Annotated in this window: 15 protein-coding genes and 1 pseudogene; 4 read left to right on the top strand and 12 right to left on the bottom strand. The window is 43.6% G+C overall.

What is annotated here, in order from left to right:
• Positions 1-89 precede the first annotated feature (89 nt).
• The 8 genes from AB4329_RS10855 to AB4329_RS10820 all read right to left on the bottom strand — a co-directional run bounded on the left by AB4329_RS10855 (position 90) and on the right by AB4329_RS10820 (position 8,776).
• Positions 90-494 (bottom strand): Hpt domain-containing protein, encoded by a 405-nt coding sequence (locus tag AB4329_RS10855; RefSeq protein WP_017066737.1) that lies wholly within the window; start codon positions 492-494, stop codon positions 90-92.
• A 394-nt stretch (positions 495-888) separates the two neighbouring features.
• Positions 889-2,121: a glycine betaine/L-proline ABC transporter ATP-binding protein gene (locus tag AB4329_RS10850; RefSeq protein ID WP_017059590.1), complete on the bottom strand. Its 1,233-nt coding sequence runs from the start codon at positions 2,119-2,121 to the stop codon at positions 889-891.
• Positions 2,114-3,013, bottom strand: a complete 900-nt coding sequence (locus AB4329_RS10845) for an ABC transporter permease (RefSeq protein WP_372138283.1) — start codon at positions 3,011-3,013, stop codon at positions 2,114-2,116. Before AB4329_RS10845 ends, AB4329_RS10850 begins: the two co-directional genes overlap by 8 nt.
• 202 nt (positions 3,014-3,215) lie before the next feature.
• Positions 3,216-4,208 (bottom strand): ABC transporter substrate-binding protein, encoded by a 993-nt coding sequence (locus tag AB4329_RS10840; protein ID WP_076647098.1) that lies wholly within the window; start codon positions 4,206-4,208, stop codon positions 3,216-3,218.
• 554 nt (positions 4,209-4,762) lie between these two features.
• A complete protein-coding gene (locus tag AB4329_RS10835) occupies positions 4,763-5,452 on the bottom strand; it encodes a tyrosine-protein kinase family protein (RefSeq protein WP_017063892.1) in 690 nt (229 codons plus the stop codon).
• The gene (locus tag AB4329_RS10830) at positions 5,452-7,551 is read right to left on the bottom strand and encodes an SLBB domain-containing protein (protein WP_372138281.1); all 2,100 of its coding nucleotides are present in this window, start codon (positions 7,549-7,551) and stop codon (positions 5,452-5,454) included. Before AB4329_RS10830 ends, AB4329_RS10835 begins: the two co-directional genes overlap by 1 nt.
• Complete coding sequence (locus AB4329_RS10825; RefSeq protein ID WP_102320212.1) at positions 7,548-8,384, bottom strand: OmpA family protein; 837 nt, start codon at positions 8,382-8,384, stop codon at positions 7,548-7,550. Before AB4329_RS10825 ends, AB4329_RS10830 begins: the two co-directional genes overlap by 4 nt.
• A gap of 62 nt (positions 8,385-8,446) precedes the next feature.
• On the bottom strand, positions 8,447-8,776 hold the full coding sequence (locus AB4329_RS10820; protein WP_050621341.1) for an STAS domain-containing protein: 330 nt from the start codon (positions 8,774-8,776) through the stop codon (positions 8,447-8,449).
• A gap of 275 nt (positions 8,777-9,051) precedes the next feature.
• On the opposite strand from AB4329_RS10820, the pseudogene AB4329_RS10815 reads away from it, so the two are divergent.
• A pseudogene (locus AB4329_RS10815) lies at positions 9,052-9,930 on the top strand (DNA ligase).
• A 101-nt stretch (positions 9,931-10,031) separates the two neighbouring features.
• Here the strand turns inward: AB4329_RS10815 and AB4329_RS10810 are convergent.
• Positions 10,032-11,402, bottom strand: coding sequence for an MATE family efflux transporter (locus tag AB4329_RS10810; RefSeq protein WP_017059598.1), 1,371 nt, complete (start codon positions 11,400-11,402; stop codon positions 10,032-10,034).
• A 161-nt stretch (positions 11,403-11,563) separates the two neighbouring features.
• Here AB4329_RS10810 and AB4329_RS10805 point away from each other — a divergent pair, with 161 nt between their 5' ends.
• The gene (locus tag AB4329_RS10805) at positions 11,564-12,172 is read left to right on the top strand and encodes a riboflavin synthase (protein WP_017065861.1); all 609 of its coding nucleotides are present in this window, start codon (positions 11,564-11,566) and stop codon (positions 12,170-12,172) included.
• Positions 12,173-12,280: 108 nt separating this feature from the next.
• Here the strand turns inward: AB4329_RS10805 and AB4329_RS10800 are convergent, their stop codons facing one another.
• Complete coding sequence (locus tag AB4329_RS10800) at positions 12,281-12,484, bottom strand: CPXCG motif-containing cysteine-rich protein (protein ID WP_017059600.1); 204 nt, start codon at positions 12,482-12,484, stop codon at positions 12,281-12,283.
• 63 nt (positions 12,485-12,547) lie between these two features.
• Positions 12,548-13,414: a fructosamine kinase family protein gene (locus tag AB4329_RS10795; RefSeq protein ID WP_017059601.1), complete on the bottom strand. Its 867-nt coding sequence runs from the start codon at positions 13,412-13,414 to the stop codon at positions 12,548-12,550.
• A 585-nt stretch (positions 13,415-13,999) separates the two neighbouring features.
• Here AB4329_RS10795 and AB4329_RS10790 point away from each other — a divergent pair.
• Complete coding sequence (locus AB4329_RS10790; protein ID WP_010440912.1) at positions 14,000-14,344, top strand: DUF3802 family protein; 345 nt, start codon at positions 14,000-14,002, stop codon at positions 14,342-14,344.
• A 107-nt stretch (positions 14,345-14,451) separates the two neighbouring features.
• On the opposite strand, the gene AB4329_RS10785 is transcribed toward AB4329_RS10790, so the two are convergent.
• Positions 14,452-14,937 carry a C40 family peptidase gene (locus AB4329_RS10785; protein WP_017059602.1) on the bottom strand — a complete coding sequence of 162 codons (486 nt, stop codon included), beginning with the start codon at positions 14,935-14,937 and terminating at the stop codon, positions 14,452-14,454.
• A gap of 104 nt (positions 14,938-15,041) precedes the next feature.
• Here AB4329_RS10785 and AB4329_RS10780 point away from each other — a divergent pair, with 104 nt between their 5' ends.
• Positions 15,042-17,087, top strand: a complete 2,046-nt coding sequence (locus tag AB4329_RS10780; protein ID WP_372138280.1) for a methyl-accepting chemotaxis protein — start codon at positions 15,042-15,044, stop codon at positions 17,085-17,087.
• Positions 17,088-17,192: the final 105 nt, after the last annotated feature.

Genomic DNA, 17,192 nt, shown 5'->3' with positions numbered 1-17,192 from the left:
CTGTTCATGATGGAGCCCATCTTATGGCGACTATATTAATAACGACTGTTTTGAGTTTTTAATCTGATACCGATAATGAACATGCAAAGCTAGCTGAAGCCTGCCTCTTTCCTTTCAAGCAAGGCTTTTATTGAACGCTCTGCGAGCTCTAGTAATTCGTCAACTTGTCGAAATGCCGCATCATGACTCTGTTCTAAACATAGCTTTTCTAAAGCTCGAGCTAATTCACCCAAAGGGCGATTACCTAACGAAAGCGCTGTGCTGCCGAGAGTGTGGACCTCGAACTCAAGTGTTTGAGCGTCTTTCTGCGTGACAGCCTCTTTTATGGCGACCAAGCGTGTTTGTGATTCTTCGACATAATGGTCGATCAAGATAGGGATAATGTCCGCACTTGTATCGCGAATCATTTGCTCCAGAACGCTTTCATCGACAAGCTTGCTCACTTGTTGTGAGTTTAGATTTGTAGCTGCGTCTGACGCTAAAGTAGAATTCATCAAACTAAGTCCTTTTATTGAGCTTAATATCTGTTAATACTATTAAGTTTTAGTCATTTTCTAGAATAATTTCAACTGGTTGCCGTACAAATAGAGCATTTAATTGGCATCTCACTCATCTTGCTATTGGGTTTGTGACAAACCTAATGGACTGATTTTATTTTGTTTTCTCTTATGAAATATAAACTTAGGTGCCTATAAAGCCTAAGGTGCGGGTAGATCTCAGAAGAAAACGAGCCCGATACAAATAAAAAAGACCACCGCAGTGAAATAACAACAGTGGTCTTAGAGCGGTTTATGTAGTTTAGGCTAATCTAAATAGCAATAACTCAAATAACGATAACCCAAACAATGATAATTTAAACAGCCGTGCTTTAAATCACGAAAAGTAGGACTACGAAGCTTTATCAATTTTTGGCTTTGGGTCGGCTTCTACTTCTTCCTCGCTACTTTCTGAGAAGATATCAGCAACAGCGCTTCTCTCGAGTTCACCTTTTAGATTACCGTCTTCATCAACAACTGGAAGAGAGTAGTCACAAGACATAGTGTCCGGTAGCACTTCTTCAATCACCGCATCTGGTAAGATGGCAGGGACTTCTTCGTATATCTCATCACTAAAATCATGTACCGATGAATCTTCAACGGCGTCTTGTAGACTTTCTTGTGTGACTAGGCCTTGATAGCCGTCATCTGTTACGTGATAAGCGTAATCGTTTTTAAGCATCTTCATTTGTGCCAAAGCACCTTCAATTGTTTCTGATGTGATTCGATACAGAGGAGGCTGCATAACGGTTTCAACGGTCAGTGCACGAGCACGGTTTACGTCTTTCACGAACGCTTCCACGTAATCATCGGCTGGATTTAGCAGAATCTCATGTGGTGTGCCTTGTTGTACTAACTCGCCGTCTTTCAAAATTGCGATTCTATCGCCTAGGCGGAGTGCTTCGTCCAGATCATGTGTGATGAAAACAATCGTCTTATGAAGCTTCTCTTGAAGTTCAATAAGCTGGTCTTGCATTTCACTTCGAATCAAAGGGTCGAGTGCCGAAAAGGCTTCATCCATTAACAAGATTTCAGCGTTAGTACACAGAGCGCGCGAAAGCCCAACACGTTGTTGCTGACCACCTGAAAGTTGCGCTGGGTATTGCTTGCCGTAACCTTTTAAGCCCACCGTTTCTAACCATTCGTTGGCTTTCGCTAAACGGTCTTCTTTTTTGATGCCTTGTACTTCCAACCCGTACGCAACGTTTTCAACCACAGTGCGATGAGGCATTAAGCCAAAGCGTTGGAATACCATCGACATTTTATGACGACGGAACTCTTCTAGCTGTTTAGTGTTGAGGCTCATCACATCAATGCCTTCAACCATGATTTTACCTTGAGTCGGGTCAATCAAACGGTTGAAGTGGCGAATCAGCGTCGATTTACCCGAGCCAGAAAGCCCCATGATAACGAAGATTTCACCACGGTTAATCTCAAGGTTGATCTCTTTCAAACCAACGGTATGACCCGTATCCGCAAGAATCTGATCTTTGTGTTCGCCGTTTTGAACTCGGTTCATAACAGACATTGGTTTCGGTCCAAACACCTTGTACAGACCACTAATTTCAATCAATGGTTTAGTCATGCTTGAATCCTCCTAAATGCGCATTAGTTCTTCTTGCGTACGCTTGTGAAGCGCGGTCAAAAAGGATTGCGAGGGCAACGATGGCGAAACCATTCATCAAGCCTAATGTGAAGTACTGGTTAGTAATCGATTTGAGAACCGGTTGTCCTAGGCCTTTCACACCAATCATGGATGCGATAACAACCATAGACAGTGCCATCATGATGGTTTGGTTAATACCCGCCATGATCGTTGGCATTGCTAGAGGAAGTTGAACACCCCATAAGCGTTGCTTTTTGCTCGCACCGAAAGCGGTAGCGGCTTCAAGGACTTCTTTATCAACTAAGCGTATGCCTAGGTTAGTTAGACGAATTACAGGTGGAATCGCGTAGATAACCACGGCGATTAGCCCTGGAATCTTACCGATGCCCAGTAGCATTACCACTGGAATCAAATAAACGAACGCAGGCATGGTTTGCATGATATCGAGCATCGGCGTAACAATTGACTGAGCTCGATTTGAACGAGCCATCGCAATACCAATCGGAATGCCTAAGAATATCGAAACCAAGGTACAAACAGTGATGATACTGAGCGTCCGCATGGTGTCTTCCCACATTCCAAAGTAACCAATAAGGAGCAGAGAAACGACACAACCTAAAGCCAGTTTCCAAGAACGACTCGCGGCGTAGACAAGGCTCGTACAAACGGCGAGGACTATAATCCAAGGGGTTGAGATAAGAAGTTTTTCAAACCAAACAAGGAATGAAAGAAGAGGGTCAAATAGAGATTCAATCAATTCACCGTATTCACGAGAGAATTCACGGTATGCGCCATCTAGCGTCTTTTTTATGGTTCGTAAATCAGCGCGTTCCATCTCTGGAAAGGTTGATAACCAATTGGTGTCAGCCATTTTATATCCTTATAGTTCGGAGCCACTTGTTCATGCGATGAGGTAATCGCCTATGAAAAGGGCTCCGAATCATGAATAACATCAAGTATAGCGACGTTATTTCCGTATTATTGAAGCTTAGTGCTTAGTGCTTAGCCTTAGTGCACAGTGCGTTTCGAAATATAGCTATCATTGAAATATAACGGCTATCGAAATGCTGCGATTAAAGCTCAGCTTCAACTTTCTTAGCGACTTCTTGAGAAACCCATGGGTGCCATACTTCTGGGAACTCACTCAAGAAATGCAAGCTCGCTTCTTCACCATCCGCTTGATTGTCTTCCATCCAAGCAAGCAGGGAATTCATCTTATCGTTTGTGAAGCCACGTTTAGTGAAGTAGTCATAAGCTTCAGGTGCACGTGACGCAAAACTCTCAGTGGTGATAGTGTGAACGGGTGAAGGCGGGTACATGGTCGCTTTAGGTGAATCACAGTCTTCTTTGGTGGTACAAGTTAAGAACTCTTGTTCATTAACACCACTACCAAAGTCAACTTTAACCATGTCGTATTTACCTAGCACAGCGGTTGGTGCCCAGTAGTAACCAAACCAAGCTTCTTCACGTTCATAAGCTTTTGCGATAGAGCCAGATAAGCCGGCACTCGAGCCTGGATCAACAATCGTGAAACCGCTGTTTTCTAGCTCAAGAGCATTAAACAAGTTTCCGGCGCTGATCTGACAGTTCCAGCCTGCAGGGCAGCTGTAGAATGCAGATGTATCTGGATCTTCAGGGTGTTTGAATAAGCTTGCGTTTTTGCGTACGCCTTCGATGGTTGCCATTTCAGGGTACTGTTTTACTAGGTAAGCTGGAACCCAAAAGCCTTCTTCACCGCCGTTCACAAGTGCTTTACCTGCGTAGCGAAGACGTTTTTCTTCAACACCTTTATCTAATGCGTCTTTTAAGCTGTTGCTCCAAAGTTCAGGTGCAACATCAGGCTGGCCTTTTTCGATCATAGACGTGCCTGTTGGCATAGTGTCGCCAGGGATAAGTTCAGCATCACACCCATAACCATGTTCAAGGATGAATTGGTCGATATTGGCGATCAGTGTTGCAGAGTTCCAGTTCATATCTGCAATTGTTACGCTGCCACATTCTCCAGCGTTAGCATTACCGCTGGCTGCTGCCACTAACAAAAATACGGAGCTTAACTTGTATTTCATATTGAGTTTCCTTTCTCTTTAATAATACAACTAAGGTAACCAAGGTAAATTGATTATCTAAATTGCTCGATGGTGATCCTTTCCGTGTATTTGAACCATTTGAGCAGAAGGAGGGATGGGTGAAGTTTGAATAGATAAACGTGCAAAGTCAGTGAAGTGTGATTTGCCAATTCATCCACTGTGTTTCAACAGCCATCGGATAACTTTGTCAAACTATTACAAATTCGTCAAAAACCACCTCTATTTATAATCTTAGGGAATAATCGTACGAATTCCATCTTTGATGCGATTTACATGGCACTTTAACCGCCTGTGTCACATTACCGCTAAAGTTAGGTGTGGGGCTGTTGATTTTTGGATGAGCTTAAAGGTGGTAAGACCACAACTTGCGTGCGTGAAATGCGTTGAATAGTTTTTAAAATCGTATTTTTAGTCATATTTTCGCCAAAAACACTCAATTTGGTTTTTATTTATTCAGAACTGTTGGAGCTTGAAGTCTAATAAGATAGGTGGCTGTCATGGTTTAATGACAGCCAGAAAGTAGCAAAAGAAAGTTACATCGGAAGGTTCAAAAACTCATTTTGATACAGCTTGTTTGCCAAGCTATCGCGAAGCTTAACGGGGATAAATTTCATTCGATTGATTTGTCTGACCAACTCTTGTGCAAAGCTAGGCTTTTGTTTCATGTTCATCACGCAGCCCATTAGATTGATACTTTGTGCATCAAGCAGCTTTTTCGCTTGTTCTAGGTGGTGACTCGACGTTTCTCCATAGGCGACAACAATTAGTGTACTGCCACAAGCGCTCGCGACAGACTGCGCCGGAATATTGCCTTTGTTTATGTTGAGAAGCGGTGAGGTATCAATGATGACTCTGTCGTATTTCTCTAACCATTTGTTGACCACTTTTTGTAACGTTGTCGGATCTTTATAAGCCAATTGCGTTGAAGCAACTTGTGGAGCAGGGACACCGATAAACGTACGCTGAGATTCAACATGTTCTATCAGTTGACCTTGCTGATTATCTTCTAGCATATTCAAATCTTTGAAAGCAGGGTTGAATAAGTTGAGATCAACATAAAGCGTTGAATGACCCGCAAGAAGAAAACGCTCGGCTAATGCGGTTGCAATAGATGTTACGCCGTCACCTGAATGGCAGGCGGTGACGCATATTGATTTTTGGCCGTTAAGTTCAGAAGCTAAATACAGTTGCTCGACTTCGGCATGGGTCGCTGAAATTGTCATTATAAAGCTCCTATTAATACGATGGTGGTGGTGATACGCAGTATGTCATCAAGTCCGACGCGTGCTTTTTCAATAAAGCTTTCGCGACGGTCTGGGATGTAAATCGTGTCACCAGCGCGTAGCACCGGCAAGTTGTAAATGTTCGCCGTTTTGCTGAATTCAACAAGGTCAAAAGTACGAGCCTGACCTTGGCAGCAAGACATATTGACGATGGTAATTTTTTCTACATAAGCATTGTCGGTAGGTCCTGCTGCTTCTGCCAGAATATCTAGAATGGTCATGTTGTCGTTGAACACATAACGCCCCGGATTGTTAATCGCACCAAGCACACGAACGGTTTCTTCTTTCGGTGTATCTAACCAGTTTTTGCCTTTCTCTGGGATGTAAATCGTGTCGCCAGTGGTTACGTTTGGCAGTAACGATTCGTCACCGGTTTCGAAGTACAGTGATAAGTTAAGTTTGCTTACTTGCGAATAGGTTTTGTCACGATGCGTTACTCGAACATTGTGGATGTCGGCATCCTTTGTTGGGCCATCAGCCGCTGACAAGATATCAAGGAAGTGCATGTCTTTGGTGAAGCGGTAACGACCAGGCGCATTCACTTGTCCAAAGATGTAGATCGAAGCATCAGAGCTTTGACGAACCCATTGTGATTTATTGTCTGAAGGATCTTGTGGCAAGTCGTGAACGCGCACGATAGAACCCGCTCGAATTTGTGGCATTTGATCACGTGGCGCACCATTTCGAATAAAATCATCAAGGTTAAACACGACTAGCTTTCTACCCGTAACAACCTCGATTTTCGATGTGTCAGCGCGTAGCGTAGGGCCGCCGACGTGTGCCAATAGCCCCATGAAGTTCATTTCATCTGACCATTCAATACGACCAGGTCGATTGACCTCACCAATCACGTTAACTGCTCGGTCTGGCGTGATTTTCAACCAAGACTTCTCGTTCATGTCGGTTTTCTCGGGAACGAAAATCGCGTCACCCGCTTTGATGCTAGGAGGGTTGGAGTTAGGCAAGCCTTCAGTGTAAGCCGCTAAATCGAATTTAAGCACTCTACCATCTGCTTTGATGACACGGATTTGTCGTGACTCTGCAAATCGAGTTGGGCCGCCCGCATTCGCCAAGATATCCATAAAGGTCGCGTCTCTTTTGCCTTCAAAAGCACCAGGGGCTGCGACTTCGCCCATTACGTAAACCATGTTGGCGCCGGATTTGATCTCTTCTTCTTGCTTGGGAACGAAAATGGTCGCACCCGGGCGTAAAATTGGAAGCAGACTTTCGTCACCAGAATCTAAGTAACGTTTTAGGTTGAATAGCGTTGGGGTGTTGTTCGAAATCACTCGGATTTGCTCAACACTGGCATAACGAGTTACGCCGCCCGAACGCATAAGTACGTCGACAAGGTCGGTGTTCTCTTTGTAAGTGAACGAACCCGGCGCGTTCACCTCACCAAACACTTTGATGGAGTTACGAGAATCAGCACTGTCACCTGAGTTAGCAAGCTTTGCTGCGTCAAACTCTTGCTCGATGTTACCGACTAATGGAGAAGCCGGAACGAATAGTGAATCCAGTGATTGAAGAGTAGGTAATGCTGACTCGTCTCCTGAATCAAGGAATCGTTTGTAGTTAAACTCTTTCTTATCTGCGCCTCGCTTAAGAATCAGCTTATCCAGTTGCGCGCCCGGGCGTAAACCACCCGCAGCGTAAAGTGCCATTTGGATGCTAGAACCTAATGAGAGCGTGTATTCGCCAGGCTGTTCTACATAACCTTGCACGTAGATGATGATTTGCTGCTCTTTTACATACACTGAAGCGTTCGAAAGATCTTTATAAGCGGTTGCCAGCGACTCTAGAACGACTTTGTTAAGCTGTTCGCTGTCGTAACCTGCAACAAACACAGCGCCTACTTCAGGAAGGGCAATACGTCCACGCTTATCCACCTGGAAACCAGTGTTTAAGGTGCTTTCACCGGGTACATTAACTTGGATAAGGTCACCGACTTGAACCGCGTCTGAAAACTCGTCGTTAGCATTGACGACATTCGCAAAGCTCAACGACAGGGTGATGATAAAAGCGATTAAGGATTTCATATTCCACCTCCCATTTTCTCGGCATTCTTAGGCGAGATAACTTCGATACTTACTCGGCGGTTAGTTAAACGTGTGCCGTCAGATTCGCCTTCAAAAAGAGGGACGGTTTCGCCAACAGATACGGCTTTGATTCGTTGAGCGCCTAGTCCAAAAATAGTCAGGTAGCGTTCGACTTGTTTCGCTCGTCCAAGTGCTAACTTGTCGTTGTATTCTTCGGCACCCGTTGCATCAGCATGGCCGGTAACAACAAGGTCTAGGGATTTGTGTTCTTTAAGTAAAGTGGTCGCCTCGGCCAGTCTTCCCATATACTTAGGATTTACTTCAGTCGAGTTTTCCGCAAATTGGTTGTCAACATTAAGTAGGTCATACAACTGTTCAATAACCGACAGTTGCATTCTAAATTGATTTTCATTTTGTGGTGGCTCACAGCGGGCTTGTGAAGTTACGTAATCCAGTTGGACCTCAAGTTCATTTAGGCGTTTTCTTTGGATTACTAAGTCGTTGGCTGCATCCAGTAGTAGACCACCTTGAAGTTCGCGAGCAATACGATTTTGCTTTTCGATTGCTTGAACAACAGCAGCGGGGAAACACCAACGAGCACCTTCTTGAATCAAAGCATCAAGGTGCAATTTAGCGAGCTGCCAATCAAAGCGTAATCCATGTTCCGGACCAAGAGGCTCGTCTGGCATGACAGGAGAGAAGTCTGAGTTTTGATAGTTAATAGAATCGTAACTTTCAGCCAAACCCCCTGTGCCTTGTTCAGGATAGCTAGTACAGCCACCCAGAACGAGAGCGGACAGAGAAAGGGCTATGTAGTTTTTCAGTATTTTCATGCCAACGTCCTATGTTTCTAATTTTTCTTATTATTTTTTGTTACTTCTAGCTTAGTGGGTCTTCATGAATTTGCAGGATTTTTTGAATTTACTGGGATAGCGTGGCCAATACGCAGCAAGTTCATAATTTCAAGAGGTTGACCCGTCACATTTTCAAGTCGCATGTTGCGCTCGCGTTCAGTCAGACGTTTGAACATATAAACAATCGCGCCAACACCAGATGAATCTAAAAACTCAACCTGACTAAAATCAACTTCGATTTCAGGGTGACCATCGTTAGAAATCACATCATCGATGTCGGTTTGTGCATCACGACTGCCTGCTGCATCCAGATCACCGAAAATAGAAAGTGTCAGTGTCGTTGTGTTTAAATCAATCTTACGTAGTTCCATAGCGATATCTCCTTTTCAGTATGTATGGACAATTGCACTGAATGTGCCAACTTTTATATTGTTATTTTTCAATGGCTTATATTTATCGTGAATTCCCATCTCAAATTGAGAAAAGGCATTTCTCAATTTGAGAACTAAAAACGGCGGATCATATGAGAGCCATAAGTCATTAATTTAATGAATAGATGCAAGGGTTAGATAAGGTTGATGAGTGGATCGCATCTTCTAGCAAAGATTGTCTAACTGCGTGTTAGAGCACTTACGATTAAAAGCATTTGTTGACCACTACAGTTATTAATACGGAGAAGATGATGAGATTAACCAAACTGGCTTTAGCCACTCTATGGGTGTGTTCGCTTTCATCTCATTCATCCTATTTACCTCCGGACTATTTGGTGCTTGCAAACTCCTACCAGCAAGGCATAGATGTTTCTGAATACTGGAAGAGTGAAAAACTTGATGGGATTCGGGCTCTATGGGATGGACAACATCTTTATACACGCAATGGTAATCGTATTTACTCACCGAAGTGGTTTACGGAAAACTTACCTAAGGTCCATCTCGAAGGAGAGTTGTGGGCAGGAAGGGGCAAGTTCCACCTTGTTCAATCTACCGTTCTCGACCATACGCCGAGTGACACAGCATGGCGCCAAATCGATTTCATGCTGTTTGATATGCCCGGCGCTGCGGGAGATTATCAAAAGCGCTATTACAACATTTTGCATTGGGTAAGCGTGATTGGAGAATCTCATGTCAGCTACATAGAACATGTACCAATTCACAGTGAAGAGGCTTTGTTTCATCAACTTGATAATGTCGATGAGCGTAATGGCGAAGGTTTGATGCTTAGAAAAATCACCAGTCGTTATCAAGCAGGCCGAAGTAATGACCTGTTAAAGCTCAAAAGGCATCACGATGCCGAAGCTACAGTTATTGGATACAAGAGTGGGACAGGGAAGTATAAAGGGATGATGGGTTCAATTTTGGTTCACACAGAAGAGGGTGTGGAATTTTATATCGGCAGCGGATTCAGTGACTAGATGAGACTCGCACCGCCAGAGATCGGCAGCCGTATTACCTTTCGCTACAATGGTTTTACTCAAAACGGAAAACCCAAGTTTGCGCGCTTTGTTCGAGAGAAGAGTGAATACTAAGCCAGATGCGATCTACCTGACCATTAAACGAAAAAGAGCCCTGAAAATCAGAGCTCTTTTTTTTATTCGAAATCAGATAGACCGACTTAGCGAGTACGAATCTAGCGAGAACTAAATTCTAACTGAACGTCATCGTCCTGCTTGTGCATCCAGTGTAGACGCATACCCAGCATAATCGCGGCTGACGTTAGACCGACGATGAAACCAATCCAGAAGCCGTGCGCACCCATAGGGTCAACAATCCAATCTTTCATACCCAAGATGTAGCCGATAGGAAGGCCAAGCAACCAGTAAGCAACGAAGGTAATGTTGAAGATTGAACGCATGTCTTTGTAGCCACGCAGAGCACCTGCAGCGATAACTTGGATGGCATCAGTACATTGATAAACCGCCGCGAACAACAGCAACTGCATTGCAACGGTAATTACCGCAGTGTTCTCTGTGTAAAGTAATGCAACCTGTTCTCTGAACAGGACAGTTAACGCCGCTGTCATTAAGGCTGTCACTAAACCAACAATGATACCCACGTGTGTCGCTATCTTAGCGCCTTCGGTGTTGTTTTCGCCCAACTTATGCCCAACACGAATACTCACGGCTGCCCCGATACTCATCGGAATCATGAAAACCAGCGAAGAGAAGTTGATCGCGACTTGGTGCGCGGCAACAATCAATGAACCTAATGGTGCAACTAACAGAGAAACCACCGCAAACAGAGTTACCTCGAAGAAGATAGCGGCCGCCACTGGGAAACCAAGTCTAAACAGACGAATTTGAGCTTTAAGTTGCGGCTTATGGAACGTACCGAAGATGTTAATTTTCGCCAAACGCTTTGATGTTAAAACGTAAGCGAACAGCAGAGCAAACATCACCCAATATACGATAGCCGTTGCAACGCCACAGCCAACACCACCCAGAGCAGGAGCACCAAGTTTTCCGTATACGAACATCCAGTTAAGTGGGATGTTTAATAGCAAGCCAATAAAACCAATCACCATCGCAGGCTTAGTTAAAGACATACCATCCGTAAAGCTTCGCAATGTTTGGAACAACAAAAATGCAGGTACAGCAAACATCACCGCATTCATATAGCCGATGGTCTTTTCCGCCATGAGTTGTTCAATGTCCATCCACTCCAATATCAATTGTGTTTGAAAAAGCACACCAATGATTGGAAGGGAGATGACGAGCGCTAAAAATGCGCCTTGTTGAATCTCAAATGGAATTTTGACTTGTCGACCAGAACCATTCAGCTGTGCAACGACAGGAACCAACGCCATCAATAGACCAACACCAAATAGGATTGATGGTAGCCAGATACTTGCTGCAATCGAAACCGCCGCCATATCGATAGCACTTACGCCACCGGCCATTACGGTATCAACAAAACCCATTCCAGTTTGTGCAACGGATGCGATCAATACTGGGGTCGCAAGTTTGATTAGATTCGAGGATTCTTCTTTGTAACGATGCACAAACAACTCCAAATAAGAGGGAAAATTAGAATAATAGTGTAGGAAAGGACATTCTGAAGGAATCAGAGACAATGATCTTAAGCTTCCACTGGACGAATCATAAAGAAATGTCACAATAACTGCTATGAAAAACTGTTATTAGAATGCTAAATAGGAATCTTATGTTTACAGGTATCGTTCAAGGCATGGCAACACTGGTTGCTATCAACAAAAAAGAGTCGTTTCAAACTCATACCATTGAGCTAAGCGATGAAATGGTTGAAGGATTAGCCATTGGTGCTTCAGTAGCTCATAACGGTTGTTGCTTAACGGTAACGGAAATTTCAGGTAACCAGATTGCTTTTGATTTAATGCAAGCGACATTGCGATTGACGAACTTAGGCCAACTGAATGTTGGTGACAAAGTGAATGTTGAGCGTGCAGCAAAGTTTGGTGACGAAATTGGCGGGCATAGCATGTCTGGCCACATTACTCTGATGGCTAACCTAGTCGATGTGATTAAAACAGAAAACAACCGTACGCTTTGGTTTGAGCTGCCTCAAGAATCAATGAAGTATGTGTTGAGTAAGGGTTACATCGGCGTTGATGGTTGTTCATTGACGATTGGTGAAGTGGAAGAGAACCGTTTCTCTGTTCACCTGATCCCAGAAACTCTGAATCGTACTCTGTTTGGCGGCCGTGAAGTAGGCGACCAAGTGAACATTGAGTTCGATCCACAAACGCAGGCAATTGTTGATACTGTCGAGCGTGTATTAGCGAACCAGAAATAGCCACTAAGCGCATTTAATCGGTGGCAATAAAATCACACCGATGACCAAATTAAAAAAGAGCACGTGAGGTGCTCTTTTTTGATCATGGTTTAAACGAGAAACTGATTGTCAGAATACTTGTTCATCATCGGCATCAATCGAAAGGTTGATTCTGTCTCTTACTTCGTCAACCTGCATATCCAAATGAATGGCATTGCAACACGCTGGACAATCATCATAGAAGTCTTGGCTACCATTAGATGCATCAAGCGTGATGTTAATACCGTGCCCACAATGCGGACAGGAGACATGTTTCTCTGTGTATTTATGCATGGCAAATTCTCCTCACTGTAACTGATACCAATCGTATTCGGTTATAAACAGCTGTAATTGGTATTAAACGGCCTGTATCTTCTGAATGCATGCTTCAGTGTGTGCTAAATATTCGCCGCCAAATTGATTGCAGTGGTTAAGAAGATGGTACAAGTTGTAAATGTCTTTCCGATCAGTATAGCCAACGTCGAGTGGATTGACGCTCTGGTAACCTTCATAAAACTCTTTAGGGAAACCTTCAAACAATTCCGTTAATGCCAAATCGCATTCATGGTCCCCCCAGTAACAAGCCGGGTCGTAACAGATTGGCCCAAAGGCTGAATTTGCTACATTGCCATTCCAAAGATCCCCATGAAGCAAAGAAGGGCGAGGGTTGTGGCCAGCAAGACGCATATTCACCACATCAACGATGTCATCGATATCACCAAACTCGATGCCTTTCTCTTTGAGCAGTTGCAGTTGGAAACCAATGCGTTGCTCAGAGAAAAAGCGACCCCATTTCTTATGCCAAGGGTTGGGTTGAAGTGTGCTGCCGATATAGTTGTCTTGGTCGCAACCAAACTCTTTTTGCTCGCCCCATTGATGAAGCCGCGCAAGCTGAACGCCGAAATCGAAGCTATTGTTGCCCGTCTCGAGCGGTTTGGTCGGCAAGTAATTCAGAATAATGAACGAGCACTCTTTGGTTTTGCCAATAAGCACCAACTCAGGAACGTAAACAGTGGAGGTTTCTCTTAACAAGCGTAAGTTCTCAGCTTCAATTTCAAACTTAGGTAAAAATTCTCGCTGATTCACTTTCACAAAGTAACGCTCATTACCATCGCTGATCATATAGCAATCGTTAATGTCGCCACCAGAAACCTTGGTACGTTCAGTAATCTGAAAGTTAAATAGAAGAGTATCTGAAAGTTGTTGAGAAATGGCCTGCCACATAGGAAATCCTCAAAGACTGAAAGTTAAAAAGATTGAAGGTTAGAAATACTGTTTGTTTAATAGCAATAGTTTAGGATAAATCTGAACAATTTATAGACGCACTCGTCAATGTTCTTAGCTCTTCTTCATCTTACGTAGAATCAATTGGCCGAATTGTGAACTCGAACTGATTCAAGCTCTTTGAAATACAAACATAAATTGAAAACCTGACGTGATGAAATAGTTTGGAACTGGTCTCACAATCGAAACGGTTTTGAACGCCACAAACTGGAAAAGAGGTTTGAGCTTGTTATTGTCTAGCGACTAAATCAAATGAGCTTTTAGAGTAAGTTGAAAGGGCTATTGTTAACTGGCGCAATACTTTGCTTCAAAGTTTGTCTTACACTTCTTTAGCGTGAATTTACTTATGTCGTAAGTAGGCAGGTATACCACATAAAGCTATATCGATTTAATTTTAAGCTGAAATACTAACTAGGATCATTTAAATGTGGTTTTGGGCAATAAAGTGATGACAAATAGCTTCATTTACATAGTATTAGGCAAGTACGTATTAATCTGCTCTAGAGCTTAAAACGGAGAATTATTGTGGTTGTAGAAACCGATGGCTATTTGGCTTTAATCGAGCACCTATCATTCAACCTTGATGTGTTTACCAATAGTAATGGTGATACTGGAAACGAAAGTGTCGAAGACATTGTTACCGACATGATTTCAACAAACATCATGGCTATTTTCGAGCAAAACCCAGAGTTGCATTCGAGCGTTCGTTTTCAACTTTTGAAAGAAGCAGATGCCGTAGTAGCGGATCTTGGTGAAGTATTAGCGGGTGTGTGGGCTAAGAAAGCGACTAACGAACAAATTGTATTCCTCGATGAGTACATCGCGTTAGTGAAGAACCTGTTTGATACTGCTGTTGCTAAATACGATTAACGGTTTGTTTGCTCATTTATCGTCGTAATTAATCAGCATAATAACAACGGGCGTTTAAGTCGTATCTTTCTAGAGTTACCTCGCTCAGCGGTTTATCTTTCGAACCGCTATAAACGCCTAAAGTGCCAAAACTTGGATGCCCAGTAAGGGTTATCTAACCTAGAAATAATGACACCTTTCGATGTCGAGGCATGTAGAAATTGGTTGTTTCCTAAATAAACGCCTACATGTCGCACCGTCATCGAAGTCTTGAAAAACACCAAGTCACCGCTTGTTGCCTGCCCATACGCAATTTCTTTTCCCTTTTTACTCTGGTCTTTTGTGGTTCTTGGTAGAGCTTGTTGAGTCGCATTTTGCACGGCGATTTGAACAAAAGCAGAGCAATCTATACCTCGAAATGAGGTCCCACCGAAATGGTATGGCACGCCTTTCCACTGTTCATACACGCTCATATAAGCGTTTGTAGTCAATTGTTCTGACTTTGATAGGGGTTTCTGTGCGGTTTGACTAAGCTGAGAAGGCGAAGGTGACGAGCTACAAGCAGCCAATGTTGCTAAAGTTATTGTAACTACAGCCATTTTTCTGATTTTCATATGTAACTCTTCTGACAAAAAACTGAAATAAAAACGTCATCAAGGACTTCTAGTATACGACCTAACTTAAGGATATCTCTTTTCGTAGTCAAACTGGATTTCACATGCCCGACACAAATTTATCAATAAAACCCTCACGTTATACATTCTCGCTCATTCAAACCGTCACTGCTGTATTTATTTCCATTCTTTTACTTGTTACTTTTTTATCAATGGTTAGCATTCGGGGCGTTGAACGGGTCGGGGGACATTTTGATGCACTCTCGGAACAAGCATTACCCCTTGCTCTACATAACGCCGAATTAACGCAAAGCGTATTAGAACAAGTAAAACTTCTCACTTACAGCACCCAATCAACCGACTTAGATACACTGAATGCCATAAGGGGCTCAATTGACCAACTCGCGACAGAGAGCAATACCACGCTAGAGGAACTCCTTTTTATCTCCCAATCTTTTCCTGATGCAATCTCTTTAGAGCAACAACAAAACCTTGTCGATGACATGGCGCAACTGCAAACCATGACCAACACGGTACTGCTTGCGCAGATCGAAATTCAAAGTAAGCAAAATCTGATCGACAGTAAAATGGGCGAGTTCCGTTATGGCGTTGGGTCTATCGGACCAGAAATGAATCGAATCAGCTCATTCTTGGTTGAAGACAACCCAGAAGCGAGCGATGCAGCGAACCGATTCACATCCAGTGCGTCTGCTATGGCGAACACCTTCTTGATGTTGATGATGCAACCTGACATTGATAAAGCACAAGACGAATACCGTCAATTGAGAAACCGAATCGCAGGCCTTAACTTGGCTTACAGCGATTTTGCCGATTGGCATCCAGACATCGTTGAGTTCGCGAGCTTGACGGCGCCTTACGAGATGGTGAAAGAAGGCTTTACCGAAGAAGGCGTGATCAAACAGATCCTCTTGAAACTCGAACTTGTTCAGCAGCAAGAGCAGAACTTAACGCAAGTTATCACCCTCGCGAATACAGTCATAAGCACATTGAATCAGTTGTCTTCTACCGCTTCCCATCTGATTGATGAAAGCGAACTGGTTGTAAATCAAACCATCACCAATATTGATCGTGTGTTGTTTATCAGCGGGCTGGTTATTGCCGTAATCATTGTGATTTCATGGTTCGTGTTACGCCGTTGGATGAATAAAGGGCTAAAAAACATTACTCAACAGTTGAGTTCACTTGCAGATCATGACTTCTCTAAACAGAGTGAATTGCTTGGGCCGCTAGAGCTTCAAGTTATCACTTCAAAACTCAATACGGTCGTTGATTCCACCGCGGACTCGGTTCGTTTAGTAACGCGTAACTGTGAGACGCTTTATCAAACGGCTGAAGTAAGCCATGACGCTGCAGAGCAAACCAATTCGAGCTTGAACGAACAGAACGAATCACTTCAGAATATGATCACCACCATTACTGAGCTGGAAGCATCGATTGGTGAGATTGCTCGTATTTCTAACGCATCGAACGACGATGCTCAAATAGCAGAAGATGAGTCAGTGAGTGGCAGCCAAGTGGTTGGCCTTAACCAACAACGATTACAAGCGCTTGAGCAATCTCTTAGCATGAGTGAAGAGTCGATGGCTGACTTGGATGGTCGAGTGAAACAGATTCGTGAAATGGTCGATATGATCAGCGGAATCGCTGAAAACACCAACTTATTGGCACTGAACGCTGCGATAGAAGCAGCGCGAGCAGGTGAACAAGGTCGAGGTTTTGCGGTAGTTGCAGACGAAGTGCGTAAATTGGCGAGCGGCACATCCCAGCAAACCACCAATATTCGTAGCATGATGAACGAGCTAGTAGCGGCAGCCGATCGCTCACGTGCTTCTGTAACGGAATCGAGAAGTGAGATGGCCAATGCACTGGAAACCAGTGGCGATGTAAGACAAGCCTTCGAGAAAATAGAATTTGCGGTTAGCCAGATCAAAGGGCGTGTTGAGCAAATCATGGTGGCTACCGAAGAACAAGCTCGTGCAACTGTCGATGTTACCCATTCAATCACTCGAGTATCTGAGCAGGGCGAGAATACTAAGCTGCAACTTGAATCTATGATCGAGAGTTCAGAGCAAGTCGGAGAGATAGCAGGGCACCAACAAGCCATGCTTCATAAGTACGTATTGAAGTAAGTGTGTCAACGTCGTCCGGAAGTGGGAATTGCCGCTGAAAGGTGAGAAGCTACGCATATAAAAATGGTGCAATCTCTTATGAGTTTGCGCCATTTTTTATTATTT

Origin of the sequence: Vibrio sp. 10N.261.54.A5, from assembly GCF_041471145.1 — a bacterium.
Classification (GTDB): Bacteria; Pseudomonadota; Gammaproteobacteria; order Enterobacterales; family Vibrionaceae; genus Vibrio; species Vibrio crassostreae_C.
Note: the sequence above shows the minus strand (reverse complement) of the source record. Positions and strands in the feature narration are given on the sequence as shown.

Excerpts from the sequence above, each read along its gene's own strand:
- AB4329_RS10855 (WP_017066737.1), bottom strand. The coding sequence starts at position 494 with ATGAATTCTACTTTAGCGTCAGACGCAGCTACAAATCTAAACTCACAA.
- AB4329_RS10850 (WP_017059590.1), bottom strand. The coding sequence starts at position 2,121 with ATGACTAAACCATTGATTGAAATTAGTGGTCTGTACAAGGTGTTTGGA.
- AB4329_RS10845 (WP_372138283.1), bottom strand. The coding sequence starts at position 3,013 with ATGGCTGACACCAATTGGTTATCAACCTTTCCAGAGATGGAACGCGCT.
- AB4329_RS10840 (WP_076647098.1), bottom strand. The coding sequence starts at position 4,208 with ATGAAATACAAGTTAAGCTCCGTATTTTTGTTAGTGGCAGCAGCCAGC.
- AB4329_RS10835 (WP_017063892.1), bottom strand. The coding sequence starts at position 5,452 with ATGACAATTTCAGCGACCCATGCCGAAGTCGAGCAACTGTATTTAGCT.
- AB4329_RS10830 (WP_372138281.1), bottom strand. The coding sequence starts at position 7,551 with ATGAAATCCTTAATCGCTTTTATCATCACCCTGTCGTTGAGCTTTGCG.
- AB4329_RS10825 (WP_102320212.1), bottom strand. The coding sequence starts at position 8,384 with ATGAAAATACTGAAAAACTACATAGCCCTTTCTCTGTCCGCTCTCGTT.
- AB4329_RS10820 (WP_050621341.1), bottom strand. The coding sequence starts at position 8,776 with ATGGAACTACGTAAGATTGATTTAAACACAACGACACTGACACTTTCT.
- AB4329_RS10805 (WP_017065861.1), top strand. The coding sequence starts at position 11,564 with ATGTTTACAGGTATCGTTCAAGGCATGGCAACACTGGTTGCTATCAAC.
- AB4329_RS10800 (WP_017059600.1), bottom strand. The coding sequence starts at position 12,484 with ATGCATAAATACACAGAGAAACATGTCTCCTGTCCGCATTGTGGGCAC.
- AB4329_RS10795 (WP_017059601.1), bottom strand. The coding sequence starts at position 13,414 with ATGTGGCAGGCCATTTCTCAACAACTTTCAGATACTCTTCTATTTAAC.
- AB4329_RS10785 (WP_017059602.1), bottom strand. The coding sequence starts at position 14,937 with ATGAAAATCAGAAAAATGGCTGTAGTTACAATAACTTTAGCAACATTG.
- AB4329_RS10780 (WP_372138280.1), top strand. The coding sequence starts at position 15,042 with ATGCCCGACACAAATTTATCAATAAAACCCTCACGTTATACATTCTCG.